The organism is Paratractidigestivibacter sp. (assembly GCF_963660155.1).
GTDB lineage: Bacteria > Actinomycetota > Coriobacteriia > Coriobacteriales > Atopobiaceae > Paratractidigestivibacter.
The window spans coordinates 10,662-27,018 of sequence record NZ_CAVKWG010000021.1 but is presented as its reverse complement, the minus strand read 5'-3'; the positions used below and the strand labels follow the sequence as shown (position 1 = coordinate 27,018).

Annotated in this window: 11 protein-coding genes and 1 tRNA gene; 1 reads left to right on the top strand and 11 read right to left on the bottom strand. The window is 67.2% G+C overall.

All coding sequences use genetic code 11. The annotated features are described in order from the left end of the window. Positions 1-10 precede the first annotated feature (10 nt). The 9 genes from U5709_RS04055 to U5709_RS04015 all read right to left on the bottom strand — a co-directional run bounded on the left by U5709_RS04055 (position 11) and on the right by U5709_RS04015 (position 12,720). Positions 11-87: transfer RNA gene (locus U5709_RS04055), tRNA-Met, on the bottom strand. Positions 88-728: 641 nt separating this feature from the next. Then, entirely contained in the window at positions 729-1,988 is a 1,260-nt protein-coding gene (locus U5709_RS04050; protein ID WP_321972851.1) for an extracellular solute-binding protein, read from the bottom strand. A 19-nt stretch (positions 1,989-2,007) separates the two neighbouring features. Further along, positions 2,008-2,865, bottom strand: a complete 858-nt coding sequence (locus U5709_RS04045; RefSeq protein ID WP_321970710.1) for an HAD family hydrolase — start codon at positions 2,863-2,865, stop codon at positions 2,008-2,010. Between the two features lie 27 nt (positions 2,866-2,892). After that, positions 2,893-3,468, bottom strand: a complete 576-nt coding sequence (locus U5709_RS04040) for a hypothetical protein (protein WP_321972850.1) — start codon at positions 3,466-3,468, stop codon at positions 2,893-2,895. Positions 3,469-3,471: 3 nt separating this feature from the next. Then, positions 3,472-4,797, bottom strand: coding sequence for a peptidase T (pepT, locus tag U5709_RS04035; protein ID WP_321972849.1), 1,326 nt, complete (start codon positions 4,795-4,797; stop codon positions 3,472-3,474). Between the two features lie 305 nt (positions 4,798-5,102). Then, positions 5,103-5,930: a Cof-type HAD-IIB family hydrolase gene (locus tag U5709_RS04030; RefSeq protein ID WP_321970707.1), complete on the bottom strand. Its 828-nt coding sequence runs from the start codon at positions 5,928-5,930 to the stop codon at positions 5,103-5,105. An 88-nt stretch (positions 5,931-6,018) separates the two neighbouring features. Continuing rightward, positions 6,019-10,686 carry an acyl-CoA dehydratase activase-related protein gene (locus tag U5709_RS04025; RefSeq protein ID WP_321972848.1) on the bottom strand — a complete coding sequence of 1,556 codons (4,668 nt, stop codon included), beginning with the start codon at positions 10,684-10,686 and terminating at the stop codon, positions 6,019-6,021. After that, complete coding sequence (locus tag U5709_RS04020) at positions 10,676-11,368, bottom strand: TetR-like C-terminal domain-containing protein (protein WP_321970705.1); 693 nt, start codon at positions 11,366-11,368, stop codon at positions 10,676-10,678. The genes U5709_RS04025 and U5709_RS04020 overlap by 11 nt, the downstream gene beginning before the upstream one ends. A gap of 347 nt (positions 11,369-11,715) precedes the next feature. Beyond that, a complete protein-coding gene (locus U5709_RS04015) occupies positions 11,716-12,720 on the bottom strand; it encodes a LacI family DNA-binding transcriptional regulator (protein ID WP_321970704.1) in 1,005 nt (334 codons plus the stop codon). 272 nt (positions 12,721-12,992) lie between these two features. On the opposite strand from U5709_RS04015, the gene U5709_RS04010 reads away from it, so the two are divergent. Then, complete coding sequence (locus tag U5709_RS04010) at positions 12,993-13,919, top strand: C39 family peptidase (protein ID WP_321970703.1); 927 nt, start codon at positions 12,993-12,995, stop codon at positions 13,917-13,919. A 31-nt stretch (positions 13,920-13,950) separates the two neighbouring features. Here the strand turns inward: U5709_RS04010 and U5709_RS04005 are convergent, their stop codons facing one another. Beyond that, the gene (locus U5709_RS04005; RefSeq protein ID WP_321972847.1) at positions 13,951-14,610 is read right to left on the bottom strand and encodes a hypothetical protein; all 660 of its coding nucleotides are present in this window, start codon (positions 14,608-14,610) and stop codon (positions 13,951-13,953) included. A gap of 427 nt (positions 14,611-15,037) precedes the next feature. Further along, positions 15,038-16,105, bottom strand: coding sequence for a peptide chain release factor 1 (prfA, locus tag U5709_RS04000; protein WP_321970701.1), 1,068 nt, complete (start codon positions 16,103-16,105; stop codon positions 15,038-15,040). Positions 16,106-16,357 lie beyond the last annotated feature (252 nt).

The window sequence follows — 16,357 nt, the reverse complement described above, 5'->3', positions numbered from 1 at the left end:
AGCGGTTTTATGGTCGCGGGGGCAGGATTTGAACCTACGGCCTTCGGGTTATGAGCCCGACGAGCTACCAGACTGCTCCACCCCGCAATGTGTTGGGTGCGCGTTTGCGCAAGTAAGAACTATACGCGCTCGCCGCTCGCGGGTCAACGCGTGGGCTCGGCTTGTGAAGAAGACTCCACATTCGTCGCGGCGCCCAAATGGCGCGCCTTCACCGAACCCCGTCGAGGGTGCAGAGGGCCACGCGAAGCGCCCGGCTGTTTGCGGTTGTGGCTGTCGCGCCCGGCGGCGAGCCCTGTTTCTTGCGGTTGTGGCTGTCGCGCCCGGCGGCGAGCCCGGTTTCTTGCGGTTGTGGCTGCTTGCCATAGCCACAACCGAAAGAAAGGGGGCTCGAAGGGCCCGTCAGTAGCCACAAACGCAAAGAAAGGGGCTCGCCGCCGGGCGCGATAGCCACAAGCGTAAATAAAGGGGCGCAAGAGCCCCGATTCGGCGGCATCCAGCAACGGCGCGGCGAGAGGAGCCCCAATTCGGCGGCATCCAGTAACCGGACCCGGCCCGGCGCCCCGAATATGCGCCGTCCAGTAACGGGAGGTTGCTGGACGGCGCGGTTTCGGGGCTCGGGGCGGCGCGGCGTTGCTGGATGGCGCGGTTTCGGGGCTCGGCGCGGCCCGGCGTTGCTGGACGGCGCGGTTTCGGGGCTCGTCTGGGCCCGTGGCGGCCGGGCGCCGTGCCTACTCGGACGCGCTTGCGGCCGCGGCGTCGCTCCCGGCCGCGTCGCCCCCAGCCGCAGCATCGCCCCCGGCCGGGTCGCCCCCGGCCGCGTCGTCACTCGTGACAGCAGCATCGCCCGCGACCGCGTCCGGAATCTTGCTCGTCTCGCCGACGCCTTCGCGGATGCTTCGCAAGCAGACCTTCTCGGCGGCGGCCTTCTGCCCGGCCTCGCTGCACGCAAAGTCGATCCAGGCCTTGGCCTGCTCGAGGTTGGTCGCCCCGCGCACCACGGCCGAGCAGCCCAGCGCCACCGCGCACCCCTCCTTGGGATACACAACCTCTACCTGCGAGGTCTCGGCCTCGGCCGACCGCGCGGCCTGCTCGTACACGATGGCCGCCGCGGCCGCGCCGTCAACCACGTCCTGGATCGCGTCGGCGCTCGTGGCGCGCACGTTGCCCCCCGCCTGCGCCCAAACGGCGGAAAGAAACGCCTCGCCGCCGGGCGTCACGTTGCCTTCGTCGTCAGTCGTCGCGTACGCGGGCAGCGCATCGCCGGCAGCCCTCAGCTCCTCGGCGGCCGTCTTTGCCATCGCATCCGTCGTGGGGTCCGACACGGCAAGCCAGCCAGCAAACCTCTCGTCAGTCAGCGACTCATACCCGTCAATAGTCACGCCAAGCTGCTTTACCTGCGACGGGTTTATCGCAATAACGCACACCTCGCGCGTCAACGGCGTCGCATAGCCGTCGGTATTGCGACAATCTTTGATAACACCCGAGTTCTCGCCCGAGAGATACCTCGCAAAGCACTCGCTGCCCGCGGCATACCAGCCGGCGTCGCCGCCCCACACCACGTCGGCACCGGCGATGCCGCCCGCGACCTCGGCCGCAGCCTCGTCGCGACACGCCGCGGCGCTTCGCTGCACGACGTCAACGACCACGTTCGTCTGCTGCATGAACGCGGGCACGAACGCGTTGACCAGCGCCTCGTCGCAGCAGGTGTACAGGGTCATCTTGCCGCCGAGCTTTTTGCTGGACGCGTCCTCCTCCTGGGCGGCCGGCTCGGCGGGAACGTCCTCCTCGCCCTTGTCGCACCGAGAGACGCCGACGGCCACGCCGGCCGCCACGGCAGCAGCCGCCACCGCTCCGCCGACAAGCGAACGCCTAGTCAGATAGGGTCTTTTGAAGTCGCCAGCCGGCTCGGCGCCCGGATCGGTCGCGGCGTCGGCGCCCTGCCCGCCAGCCTCCGCCGCCGCACCCTCCGCCACTTCCCTATCGTCCATCTCCTCCTGCCTCACCGCGCTACCCCCGCAGGAATTCCGGCATCTCGCCGCACTTGGCTGCGCGCGCGATCTCGAGCAGCGCGTCGGCCACGGCGTCGTCCGCGCACGCGCCGATGTGGTAGCCCGCGGCCTCCTTGACCTCGTCGGTCGCGTTGGCCACGGCCACGGAGTACTTGACCTTGCGCAGGATCTCGAGGTCGTTGGCCGCATCGCCGAACACAACCACCTCGTCCTCGGCAAAACCCGTGGCTGCAAGCAGCGCATCGAGGCCGCTCGCCTTGCTCACGCCCTTGGGCATGATGTCGAACCACCCGGGAATCGGGAGAACAACGCGCAGGTCAGGGGCAACTTCCTCCACAATGCGCTCCACATCGGCCATCTGCTGCTCCATAGGCTCAGCCTCGCCCGGGCACGCGATGGTCGCTGCCACGAAGTCGACCTCGGGCACCTCGTCCACGCGTCCGCCGACGAACCCGAGGCGCGCCTCGTAGCGGTTCACCATCTCCTCGGACGGCGCGCCCACGGTGTAGACCGGATTCAGCAGGTTCGACTCGGTCGGGTAGCAGTTGAGGAACATCTCGCGGTCGCGCAGCGCGTCGGCGATGGCCACCAGGCCCTCATGCGGGATCAGCGTGAGCGAGACCGTCTCGCCGTCCGCCAGCACGCGCTTTCCGTTGGACAACACGCCGGTTTTGTAGCAGGTCTCGTCGGCGCGAAAGAAGCGGAAGAGCTCAACCGTGTCGCGGCCCGTCGCCGGCCCAAAGAGCACGCCGGCCTCCGTAGCTGCGTGAATGGCCTCGCGCATGCGCTCGCTGATGCCGCGCGCCCCCATGGGAACGATGGTGTTGTCCATATCGGAAAGTGCGAGCTTAATCAATTTCTTATCCTTTCGCGTTTCGCGGCGTTAACGGGCCTGCTGCGGCGCGTCGAGCGACACGTCGTCGGTGAGCGGCGCCAACACATCGAAGCGGTCGATGTGCAGCAAGACCTGCTCGATGTCGGTCACGCCATAAATGCGCACGTCGCGACCGTCGTTGAGGTGCACGTTGAGGTCGCGGTACCCCGATTTGCGGCGGATGCCCGACCAGTCCATCGCCACAACGTCGCTGTAAAAGAAGAACGCGTCGCGCCCGATGAACGGCGTCTGCACCGCGCGGTCCTCAAACAGCGAGATCTTGTAGCGGCACAGCGCGACCCAGCTTACGAACATGGTCGCGACGAAGCCGTCGACAAAGGCAAGGACCAGCTCCGGCGTCGAGTCGAACAGGCCTAGGACGCAAAAGATGCCCAGCAAAACGCCCGTGCAGCCCATGACCAGCATGGCCACGACGAGCGAGCGCATGAAGTCGGGCGGCACCACGTACGTGTCGTGGTGGGCGTGGTGGCGCTCGGTCAGGCGCATGGGGGCGGCGACGTGCTCGAGCAGCGTCGCGGCGACCGCGGGCAGAATCGCCAGGATGGAGAGGACAACCGCAAGCACGCGCTACTCCCCTTCCACGGCGGGCACGTCGCCGCCGCCGTTCGCGTCGCCGCCGCCGTTCGCGGGCACGTCGCCGTTCGCGGGCACGTCGCCGGCGACCGCCGCGAACTTGGCCACCAGCCGCTCGAGCATGTCGACCGTGGCCTCCATGCTGCTCACCGGTATAAACTCTCTAACCGAATGCGCGTTGTATCCGCCGGTAGCGAGATTGGGGCACGCAAGACCGCGGAACGTGAGCTGGGCGCCGTCGGTGCCGCCGCGGGCGGGCACGGCCACAGGCTCGATGCCCACCTCGCGGTTGGCCTCCATCGCGTAATCGACCAGGAACTCCTTACCGGCCAGTCGCTCGGCCATGTTGCGATACTGCTGGCGGAACTCGACCGTCACCGTGCCCTCGCCATAGCGGCCGTTGAGCAGCTCGGCGATCTGGGACAGCACGGCCTGGCGATCGGCGAACTTCTCGCCGTCGAAGTCGCGCACGATGTACTTGAGCTGCAGCTCGGACGCCGAGCCCTCGATGTCCGTCGGGTGATAGAAGCCCTCGCGGCCGCAGGTGTGCTCGGGGCGCTCCCACGCGGGCACGAGCTGCTGGAACTCGCTGGCCACCGTGATGGCGTTGACCATGATGTCCTTGGCGGCGCCCGGGTGGACCATCACGCCGCGCACGGTCACCGTGGCCTCGCAGGCGCTGAAGCACTCGTAGTTGATCTCGCCCAGGGTCTCGCCGTCCACCGTGTAGCCGTAGGCGGCGCCGAGAGCGTCGAGGTCGAGAAGCGACGCGCCGTGGCCGATCTCCTCGTCGGGCACGAAGGCGATCTTCAGCGTGGGGTGCGCGAGCTCGGGGTGCGCCACGAGACGGGCGAGCAGCGCGCAGATCTCGGCGACGCCGGCCTTGTCGTCGGCGCCGAGCAGCGTGGAGCCGTCCGTGACCACGATGTCCTGGCCAACGAATTTGGCCAGGTCAGGGACCTGATCGGGCGTGGACTGGATAGTCTCGCCGTCGACGACGCCGGCCACCAGGGCGCCGCCCTCGTAGGCGACGACGTGCGGGTGGACGCCCGCGGCCGGGGCGTCGGGCGCGGTGTCGAGGTGCGAGCAGAGCATGAGGGCGCCGGCCGACTCGGCGCCGGCGGAGGCGGGCAGCGTGCCCGTCACGTAGGCGTGCTCGTCGACCGCTACGTCGGACAGGCCAAGCGCGCGGAGCTCGTCGCCGAGGACGGCAGCCATCTGGTGCTGGCGCTCCGTGGAGGGCGTGACCTGCTCGTTATTTGGATCGGACTGGGAATCGACCTGCACAAAGCGCAGGAAACGCTCAAGAACGTCGCTCATCGCGGGAACCTTTCGGGCCGAGGCTGCAACGCCCTCGATTCTACCGCCAATGCGCAGCGGCAACGCCGCGCAAAGGGGGTCCAGAGGGGCGTCAAGGGGGGGCTACTCTGCAGGTTTAAATTTAACCATCGAAAAGTCGGGCGAGATTTGCGTTTTCCCACGTTTTGCAAATGTTCGGCCGACTTTTCCGGGTTTAAATTCGGAATCGCCGAGTATCCACCTCCCGGGCGGCCGGTTCCGGCCGGTTCCGGCGGGTTCCGGCCGCCCGAAACAGCCCTAAACAGCCCGAAACCCGCCGCGGCCGCCTAAAGCTCGGCGAAAAGCGGCTCCAGGTACGCCGCGACACCCGCCTCGTCGCAGGTCGCCGTCACGTGGTCGGCGCAAGCCTTCACATCGTCGGCCGCGTTGCCCATGGCCACGCCGTCGCCGGCCGCGCGCAGCATCTCGACGTCGTTGTCTCCGTCGCCAAAAGCCACCGCGTCGGCCACGTCGACCCCCAGGTGCCCGCAGAGCCAGCGCAGCGCCGACCCTTTGTTCACGCCGGCCCGCTGGACCTCGGTGTTCACGGGCAGCGAATACGTCCAGGCGAGCCCCTCCACACCGTCAACAGCCGCACGAACCGCCTGCTCAGTGGCCTTATCCGGGTGGAGCATCGTGAGCTTGGTCACGGGCCCCATCCGAAGCAGCTCGTCCATCGAGCCGTCCCACGGCGTGCGCAGCGTCGAGAGGAAACGCTCCATAACCTCGTCGCCGCCCGCCGCCTCGCGCATGATCTCCCAGCGGCTGCGCTCCAGGTAAACCTTGTTGCCGATAAACACGTCGAACGTGCAGCGCAGGTCGCGAACGGCCTCGTACAGGCGCGCGACCTGCCCGGTCTCCACGGCCTCGGCGTGGAGCGTCCGGCCGGAGCGCAGGTCGACCACCGAGCCGCCGTTGCAGCACACCGCGTAGCGCACGCTCGGCGCGCTCGCAATCTGGGCCGGGATGCCGCTCGAGTTGCGGCCCGTGCACGGCACGAACTGCACGCCCAGCTCCGCCGCCCGCTCGAGAGCGCGCACATTGCGCTTGCACACCCGCTTCTGCGAGTCCACAAACGTCCCGTCCAGGTCAATAAACACCAGCTTAACGGCCATATCTTCCCTTTTTTCCGTTGCTTGCAGCGCGCCTGCATTTGGTAACAGTCACCAACTGCAGGCGCGCTGCTGGCGGCACAAAGACGCGCTAGTCGACGACCGCGCGGGCCTTGATGTCGGCCAGGCGCTCGCGCTGCTCGGCCGTCAGGCCGATGCCGTAATCGTCGCCCCCGGCCGAATCGTCGTCGCCCACCAGCTTGAACCCGTCGCCGCGGTTGTTACGGTAGTTTTCCTTGGCAACCGAGATCATGAGCTTGATTCGGTTGAGCTGGTTGACCTCGGATGCGCCCGGGTCGTAGTCGACGGCCACGATGTTGCTCTCGGGGTGCATCTCGCGCAGGCGCTTGATGACGGCCTTGCCCACCACGTGGTTGGGCAGGCACGCGAACGGCGAGCAGCACACGATGTTGGGCGTGCCGGTCTCGATGAGGTCGCACATCTCGGCCGTGAGCAGCCAACCCTCGCCCATCGTGTTGCACAGCGAGAGGACCTGCCCGGCCTTCTCGGCGAGCTCCCACACGCTCGGGTACGGCTCGAAGCGCGTGGACACCTCGAGCATCTTGTTGATCGGCTCGCGGAAGCCCTCGACCAGCTTGATGCCGGCGCGGTGCGTGAGGCGGCTCGTGGCCTTGGTGCCCAGCTCGTCTTTCATGTTGACGGCGTTGGTCATGCCAAACAGGAAGAAGTCCACGAGGCCGGGCACGTTGGCCTCGCAGCCCTCCTGCTCGATGACGCGAACGACCTGGTTGTTGGCCGTGGGGTGGAACTTGACCAGGATTTCGCCGACCACGCCGACGCGCGGCTTCGTGCGGTCGTTGACCAGCGGCAGCGCCTCGAAGGCGTCGACGGTCTGCTGGCAGAGCTTGTAGAAGCTCGAGCGGTTGGCGCGGATAAGGTCGCCCTTGGCCTGCGCCATCATGCGCTCGTAGAGCGCGTCGGCCGCGCCCGCCTCGGCCTCGTAGGGGCGCACGCGATACAGCAGCTGCATGATAAGGTCGCCGTACAGCAGCGCGTACAGGGCCTTGACCAGCAGCGCCGGCTTAAAGACGTTGAAGCCGGGGTTGTCCTCGTCGAGGCCGGACGCCGCGGTCAGCGAGATGACCGGCACCTCGGGGTGGCCGCAGTCCTTGAGCGCCTTGCGGATCAGCGCGATGTAGTTGGTGGCTCGGCAGCCGCCGCCGGTCTGGGTGATGAGCACGGCCGTCTTGCTGAGGTCGTACTTGCCGGAGAGCACCGCCTCCATGATCTGGCCGGTGACGAGGATCGACGGATAGCAGATGTCGTTGTTCACGTACTTGAGGCCCGTGTCCACGGCGCCCTGGTCCACGGACGGCATAAGGACGCAGTTGAAACCCTCGTTCTTGAGCAGGACCTCGACGAGCTCGAAGTGGATCGGGCTCATCTGCGGCGCGAGGATGGTGTAGCCGGCGTCCTGCATCTGCTTGGTGTAGCGCACCTTCTTGAAGTCGGAGCTGGCGGCCTCACGGTACACGGGCACGCTGCCGTCGTCGGCGCGGCGGCGCTCGAGGTTGCCGTCGGCCAGGCGGACCTCCGAGACGGCCGTGGTGCCGTCGGCCAGGCGGTGCTGGCCCGGCTCGACCTCGGCCAGCTCGCCGGCAGCGGCGCGGGCCTCGAGGTTCTCGCCCTGCTCCTTAAGGGCGGCCATGAGCGAGCGGATGCGGATGCGGGCGGCGCCAAGGTTGCTCACCTGGTCCACCTTGAGCATGGTGTAGATCTTGCCGGAGGCCTCAAGGATCTCCTGGACCTGGTCGGTGGTCAGGGCGTCGAGGCCGCAGCCGAACGAGAAGAGCTGAATGAGGTCCAGGTCGTTGCGGGAGGCCACGAAGCGCGCCGCGCGATACAGGCGGCTGTGGTACATCCACTGGTCGACGACGCGGATCGGGCGCTCGGGCGTCATCTTGTGGGCCACGGAGTCCTCGGTGAGAATGGCGAACCCGAAGGAGTGCACGAGCTCGGGGATGGCGTGGTTGATCTCGGGGTCGTTGTGGTACGGGCGGCCGGCGAGCACGATGCCGTGGCCGCCGTTCTCCTCGATCCAGCGCAGGGCCTCGTCACCCTTGCGGTGCATCGCGTTGTGGAACTCGATGTCGGCCTCCCATGCCGCGTTGACGGCCTCGTCGACCTCGGCGCGCGTGATGTGAGATCCGCGCACGCGGCCGCGGCCCTCGGCGGCGTCGGCCTCGCGCTGCTCGCTCACGAGCTCGTACAGGCGGCGCTTGAGCTCGCTCTTCTTGTCGTAGGGAATGAACGGGTCGAGGAACTCGACCTTGGTGCCCTGGCCCAGCTCATCGACGTTGAGCTCGAGCGCCTGCGGGTAGCTCATGACGATGGGGCAGTTGTAGTGGTTGGTGGCGCCCATGTCCTCCTGGCGCTCCCAGCGGATGCAGGGCATCCAGATAAAGTCCGGGTCCTTGGCGATGAGGTTCATGATGTGGCCGTGGCTGAGCTTGGCCGGGTAGCAGACGGACTCGGAGGGCATGGACTCGATGCCGGCCTCGTAGGTCTTGCCGTTGGTCTGGTCGGAGAGCACGACGCGGAAGCCGAGCTTGGTAAAGAACGCGTGCCAGAACGGGTAGTTCTCGTACATGTTGAGCGCGCGCGGGATGCCCACGGTGCCGCGCGGGGCCTCGTCCTCGGCAAGCACGGGGCGGTCAAAGAGCAGCTTGTTCTTGTAGTCGAAGAGGTTCGGGGCGTCGTTCTTGGCGCGCTTGGAGCCGCCGGCGCCCTTCTCGCAGCGGTTGCCGGTGATGAAGCGGTGGCCGCCGCCGAAGTCGTTGACGGTGAGCAGGCAGTTGTTGGAGCAACGGCCGCAGTGGACGTTGGTGTGCTTGACCTGCAGGTTGTCGATGGCGTCGCGCGAAAGCAGGCCGGAGGTGCCCGTCTCGCCCGCGCGGTCGCAGGCAAGAAGCGCCGCGCCGTAGGCGCCCATGCAGCCCGCCACGTCCGGGCGGATAACGTCGCGGCCGGTCAGCAGCTCGAAGGCGCGCAGCGTGGCGTCGGACATGAAGGTGCCGCCCTGGACCACGCAGTACTTGCCGATCTCGGAGAAGTCGCGCAGCTTGATGACCTTAAAGAGGGCGTTCTTGATGACGGAGTAAGAAAGGCCGGCGGCCACGTCGCCGATGGTCGCGCCCTCCTTCTGCGCCTGCTTGACGCGCGAGTTCATAAAGACGGTGCAGCGGGAGCCGAGGTCGACGGGGGCGGTGGCGCGCACGGCGGCCTGCGCGAACTCCTGGACGGTCATGTTCATGGAGTCGGCGAAGGACGCGATGAAGGAGCCGCAGCCCGAGGAGCAGGCCTCGTTGAGCATGATGTGCTCGATGACGCCGTCCTTGACCTGCAGGCACTTCATGTCCTGGCCGCCGATGTCGAGGATGAACTCGACCTCGGGGATAAAGGCCTTGGCGCCGCGCAGGTGGGCGACGGTCTCGATCTCGCCGGAGTCGGCGCGCAGGGCCTCGATGAGGATCTGCTCGCCGTAGCCGGTGGTGGTCACGTGGCCGATAGTGCAGTCGGCGGGCATCTTGTCGTAGATGTCGTCGCAGATGATGCGGGCGGTGCCCAGGATGTCGCCGTTGTTGTTGCCGTACCAGGTGTAGAGGAGCTCGCCGTCCTCGCCGACGACGGCCGCCTTCATGGTGGTGGAGCCGGCGTCGATGCCGATGAACACGCGGCCGTGATAGCTCGTGAGGTCGCCCTTGGGCACGACCTGCTCGTCGTGGCGGGACTTGAACTCCTGGTAGTCCTCCTCGGTGGCAAAGAGCGGCTCCAGGCGCGCGACCTCGGAGCCCTGGGTGTCCTTGAGGTCCTCGAGCAGGCCGATGACCTCGGCAAAGGTGACGTGCTTGTCGGACTCGCCGGCAAGGGCGGCGCCCGTGGCCACAAAGAGGTGGGCGTTCTCGGGGACGATGATGTGCTCGTCGTCGAGGTTCAGCGTGATGTAGAAGCGGCGACGGAGCTCGGAGAGATACTGCAGCGGGCCGCCGAGGAAAGCCACGTAGCCGCGGATGGGGTGGCCGCAGGCGAGGCCCGAGACGGTCTGGTTGGCCACGGCCTGGAAGATGGAGGCGGCGATGTCGGCGGGGGCGGCGCCTTCGTTGAGCAGCGGCTGGACGTCGGACTTGGCAAAGACGCCGCAGCGGCTGGCGATGGGGTGGATCTGCGTGGCGGACTTGGCGAGCTCGTTCAGGCCGGTCGCGTCGGTGTGCAGCAGGCTCGCCATCTGGTCGATGAAGGCGCCCGTGCCACCGGCGCAGGTGCCGTTCATGCGCTGCTCGATGCCGTTGTCGAAGTAGATGATCTTGGCGTCCTCGCCGCCCAGCTCGATGGCGCAGTCGGTCTGCGGGATCAGGGCCTCGACGGCGCGCTTGGAGGCGATGACCTCCTGGACGAACTCGAGGCCGAGCCACTTGGCCAGCAGCATGCCGCCGGAGCCGGTGATGGAGACGCGCATGGGGGCGTCGCCGATGACCTTCTGCGCGCGGGCGAAGAGCTCCTTGGCCGTGGCGCGCACGTCGGTGTGGTGGCGCTCGTAGTTGGCGTAGATGAGGTGGTCGTTGTCGTCAATAACGGCCAGCTTAACGGTGGTGGAGCCCACGTCGATGCCCAGGCGCAGGTGCGCGTAGCTGAGGTCGTAGGGGTTCTTGGGGCTGAGCTCGGCGCCCTCTTGCTTGAGCTCGAGCGGCTGGCGGGCGGCCTTCTCGGCCTTGATGGACGCGGCGGTCTTATCGGACATTGTGTCTCTCCTCACAACGCATGATGGCCAAAGCAAAGCTGGGGATATCGAAGTCGATGGGCTTGCCGTAGAGGTCGCCCGGGCGGACGAACATGAGCGCCGTCATCAGGCGCGCCATGGCCTCCACGCTCTCGCGCATGCCCCCCTCGAGCCAGCGCAAGAGCACCCCGACCTCGGCGGATATGGCAAAGGTCAGGTAGTAATCGAAGAAGGCGCCCACCGCGCGGACGTCGATGCCGTCGAGCGCGCGGCCCACGACGGCGTCGTAGGCCATGGACTTCAGGCGCTCGGCGAAGGCGGGGTCGCCGCCCTGGCCCAGAAGCGGGCGCAGGTAGTCGCCGCGCTCGCGGACGGCGCGCAGGAGCTCCTCGGAGCCGGGGGCCGGCTCCTGGGCGCCGAGCGACTCGGCCAGGTGGCCGAGGTGGCACCGCGCGATCTTCTCCACGTGGGAGCGCAGGTCGGCGAGGGTTTCTTCCTCGATGTGGTTTACCAGGTCGGGAATGTCGCGGTAGTGGGAATAGAACGTGCGGCGGGTCACGCCGGCGCGCTCCGTCACCGCGGTGACGGTCACGCGGGAGAGGTCGCCGGTGGCGTCTATCTCCTGCGCGAGGGCGAGGCGCAGCGCGGCGCGGGTGCGCACGCTGCGGCGATCGGTGCTGAGCGCGAGCTCACAGGCAGGCATCTGGTCCCTTCGACGGTTTTTGCACAGCCTGCGTAGTATTGCACAACGTGTGCAGTAAATCTGGCCGTCGACGCGGGTTCACCGCACGCCCATAACCGGTTGAGGGGCCTCGGCAGGTGCCTTGGCCAACTCCGCGCGCACAAAAACCGGGATGGCGGCAGTTTTTCGCGCACCGCCCGAGTATCCAATTTTCGGACAGCTCGTCTACCTGCAGTTTTGTTGGGCATAGAGCGCGGGATACTCGGACGCTCTGCAGAAAACTGCCGCCATCCCCGATTTTTTGCAGCAGGCTCCGCGCGAGGGACCCTAAATCCGCCGCGAAAGCCCTAAATCCGTCGCAAGGGGCCCTAAATCCGCTTGACGGACTGGCGCTCGACGAAACTTGTGGAGAGGTGCGTGACGCAAGTGTAGTCGCGCGGCTCCTGGATGCGGTCGATGAGGCGGCGCACGGCGATCTCGCCCATCTCGCGGTTGGGGATGCGCGCCGTGGTCAGCGGCGGGTTGCAGATGCTCGCGTAGGGCAGGTCGTCGAAGCCGACCATACTGACCTCGTCGGGGATGCGGATGCCGCGCTCGGCCATGGCGCGCATGCACCCCAGCGCCATGATGTCGTTCTCGACGAAAAACGCGGTCGGTAGCTGCGGGTTTGTGGCGAGCCACGCCTTCATGGAGTCATAGGAGCCGTTGACGGTGGTGCCCACCTCGATGCGCCACCTGGGGTCGATGGGAAGCCCGGCCTCCCGCATGGCGCGGCGGTACCCGCGCTCGCGCAGCGGGAAGTTCTTGATGCGCGTGTCGCCCGCGATGTAGCCAATCTGGCGGTGGCCGTTATCGACGAGGTAGGTCACGGCGCGGAAGGCGGAGTTCTCGTTCTGCGTGACGACGCTCTCGAAGAAGAGCCGGTCGGACCACCCGTCAACCACCACGAGCGGCGCCGCGGAGTCGCGGAACAGCAGGTAGTCCTCCTCGGCCATCTCGGTGGCAAGAAGCACGATGCCGTTGCTCGCGTCGTGCGTGATGTCGTAGGCCTGCTTGGCCGCCGCCTCGCGGTTGGAGAGCTCGATGGTGGTAAAGGTGGTCTGCAGCTTGAGCTGGGCGGCAACGCGCTCGACGCCCTCGATGACGCCGGGGTGGAAGGTGCCCTCGTCGAGGACGCGGCCCGACTTGCGCGCGAGGACGAAGCGGATGTGGTTCAGGCTGTCGGAGCGCTCGTAGCCGAGCTCCTTTGCCATGCGGCGGATGGTCTCGGCGGTATCTTTGTTTACACCGCGCTTGTTGTTGAGGGCGTTGGAGACCGTCGCAGGAGAGAAGCCCGTACGCCTGCTGATCTCACGAACGCCCACGTTACGCATGGTTTCCTCCATTTTCCGAGGGGCTTTGGTCCAACCTGAACAAGATGCTAAACGCTTAAACAGTGTTTAGTTTCGGGTGACTCGACAGACGGCGCGTAAACCGCCGCCAACAGCCGGCGGCCGGCAGGCGGTCCCTTTGTCCGCAGAAGTCTGTCCCCTTTCCGCAGCGGTTTGGGGACTGTCCCCTTTCCGCAGCGGTTTGGGGACTGTCCCCTTTCCGCAGGTGGTATGATTCGCGCAGGTCAAAGGCTAGACGGCGCAGGGGGGTGCGAATGGACCGGGACGAGGAGTTCGCGCAGCGGCAGGCCGAGCGCACGGCAAGAAGATCAGCCCGCACCGGCGACGGGCGCGGCACCGGCGGCTCCGGCATCCTCTCCGCCATCGGCGAGTTTCTTGCCACCGTGGCGGGCCTGATCTGGCGCGGCCTTTGCGCCCTTGGCCGCGGGATCGCCGCCTTCGTGCGCGTCGCCGTCCCGTTCTGCCGCCGCTATCCCAAGCAAACGCTCGCCGGCGCGGGCGTCGTCGCCCTTATCGTAGCCGTGATCTCGATCCGCGGAAACATCGCTGCCGCGCGCAGCGACGCGTACAACGCCTCGGCCCTCGCCGGCGCCCAGCAGGACGCCCAGGCCCTCGTCGCCGAGCTCTCCGACCTCACGACCGACCTGGTCGAGCCCACGAGCACGCCCAAGGACCAGTGGAAGAAGGGCGAGATGCCCTACCTCTACCAGATCGACCCGCAGTACTCGCACGAGACCTACTCCGGCGGGCGCCTGCGCCACCAGGGATGCGGCCCCACCGCGCTCTCGATGATCTACGTCGAGCTCACCGGCCAGACCGACAAGGATCCCGTCGCCATGGCCGAGTTCTCGACCGCAAACGGTTTCTCAACCGACCAAGACGGCACGTCATGGGCGCTTATGACCGACGGCGCGGCCATGCTCGGACTCAACGGAACGCAGCTCGGAGCCAACGAAAGCACCATCCGAGCAGAGCTCGAGGCGGGGCATCCGGTTATATTCTTGATGAACCCTGGCCAGTTTACGAGCTCCGGCCACTTCATCGCCGTCGAGAAGCTCGACGAGGACGGCAAGGCAGTGGTGCACGACTCGAACAGCTGGGTCCGCAGCCACAAGACCTGGGACCTCTCTACCATCTGCAGCGAGGCCGCGACCTGCTGGAGCTTCACCTCAGCCGAATAGCGGACAAAGGGACTGTCCCTTTGTCCGGTCGCTAGCGCCCGGCGCGCTCGGAGGCGAGGAGCTTTGCGTAGGCGTCGGCGAAGCGCTGCGCCACGTCACCCGCGGCGTCGGCCGCCACCACCACACCGTGCTCGTCGCTACAAAGAAACGCCTGCTCAGGCACCGCGCCGGCCAGCACCTCGCCAAGAAGCGCCGCATCGCGCGACGCCTCGACCCCCAGCGTCTTTGCCAAGTCGGCCACAAGGCTCGCCGCGCCCGAGGCCACGGCGTCCCCGTCCGCGGCCCACACGAGCGCGCCGTCGCGCACGGCCCACAGGGTCTCCGGGGCCACGCCCGTCTCGCCGGCCTCGCGGCGCGACTCGCCGGCGCGCGCGGCGAGCGCGGCCACGTCGCGCGCGGCCAGCTCCGCGTACGGCCCCACCGACATCGCGGCGCGCCCCTGCTCGTCCATGGCGATCATCAGCACTCCGTCGGGGTTTTCCGCCGAGCCGTCGGCGAGCGTCCACTCGATGTGCTGCTTGGCCCAGCTCACCAGCTGCGTCGTGACCCCGCGCCCGGCCACGCGCCGGCGCGAGAGCGCCCGCAGGTGCCGGTTTTCCAGCGGCAGCCGCCCGCCCGCGATGCGCCAGCGACACACGAGCGCAGGCTCCCCCAGCTCGAAGTCCTCGACCTTCTGCGTGCCCTGCTCCATGCCAAACCTCTCGACGCGTTTTCCTAGAGGGATGGTAGCTGCTCCGCCATCGAATTTGCCACACCTCAGCCAGCCGCAACAAAAACTTCCACGCAGGCACCACCGATAGTCACGCCGTCGGCCCCCAAAACCCGACCCGAGCGCACAAAATCAGGGATGGCGGCAGTTTTTTGCGCACCGCCCGAGTAGCCAAATTTCGAGCATGCCGTCTACCTGCGGTTTTGTTGAGCGCAAAACGGGGGCTACTCGGCCGGTCCTCAAAAAACTGCCGCCATCCCTGATTTTTTGCAGCCGGTCGGCCCGAGCGCGTCGCCAGTCGTCGGCCAAAGGCTGTTTACCGCGAGCCATCGGCCTTACTGAACAAAAAACGAGCCCCTCCCGTGAGGAAGGGGCCCGCAAAAACGATACGGAAGTGTAGCCCCGCGCCTTACACCTGCTCGGCGAGCTTCTCGGCGCGCTCGGCGGCGGCCAGCGCCTCGATGACGTCGGAGAGGTTGTTGCCCAGCAGCACGCCGTTGTACGTGCCGTTGAAGCCGATGCGGTGGTCGGTCACGCGGTCCTGCGGCTGGTTGTACGTGCGAATCTTCTCCGAACGGTTGCCGCGGCCGATCTGCGAGAGGCGCTCGGCGCCCTGCTCGGCCTGCTGGCGCTCAAGCTCGGCCTCGTAGAGGCGGGCGCGCAGCATCTGCATGCAGACCTCGCGGTTCTGGATCTGGGAGCGCTGGTCCTGCGACTGCACCACGGTATTGGTGGGCAGGTGGGTGATGCGCACGGCCGAGTAGGTCGTGTTGACGCACTGGCCGCCGGGGCCGGAGGCGCAGTAGGTGTCGATGCGCAGGTCCTCCTGGTTGATCTGGATGTCGATCTCGTCGGCCTCGGGCATGACGGCGACGGTGGCCGTGGAGGTCTGGATGCGGCCCTGGCTCTCGGTTTTGGGCACGCGCTGGACGCGGTGGACGCCGGACTCGAACTTCATCACGGAGTAGACCTTGTCGCCCGTGACCTTGAACTCGATGGTCTTGAAGCCGCCGGCCTCAGAGGGCGACGACGAGAGCACCTCGGTCTTCCAGCCCTGGGAAGAAGCGAAGTTCTGGTACATCTTGAAGAGGTCGCCGGCAAAGATGGCGGCCTCGTCGCCGCCCACGGCGCCGCGGATCTCGACGATGGTGTCCTTCTCGTCGTTGGGGTCGCCGGGGATGAGCAGGACCTTGATCTCGTCCTCGAGGGTCGGGAGCTTGGCCTCGTTGGCGGCGATGTCCTCCTGGAGCATGGCCTTCTCGTCGGCGTCGGCGGCCTCGTGCAGCATCTCCTTGGCGGCATCGATGTCGTCGAGGGCGCCGAGGTACTCGCGGGCCTTCTCGACGAGCTCGGTCTGGCCGGCGTGCTCCTTGGCCAGGCGCGCGTACTCCTTGGGGTCCGAGGCGACGGCCGGGTCCATGAGCTTCTGCTCGAGCTCGTGGTAGGCGGCGATAATCTTTTCAAGCTTTTCGGGCATTGAACGGCTCCTTAGTCATAGTGCGGTGAGGTATGGAGAGAAGCGGCGACGCGAACGGCGGCGCGGCGGCCGCAGCGTGCGGCGACGGGGCGCGCCGACGGGCGCGAGGCGTCGGCCCAGCTAGAACTTGTCCATCCTCAGATACATGCGAGCCCTCCCGGCCCTGCGGGGCACGGCGCCCCAAAGCGCTTAACCTTGCCAGAATACCCCATACGAGCTGCGCTTTGCAGGTCGGACAGAAGGTCTCCATGC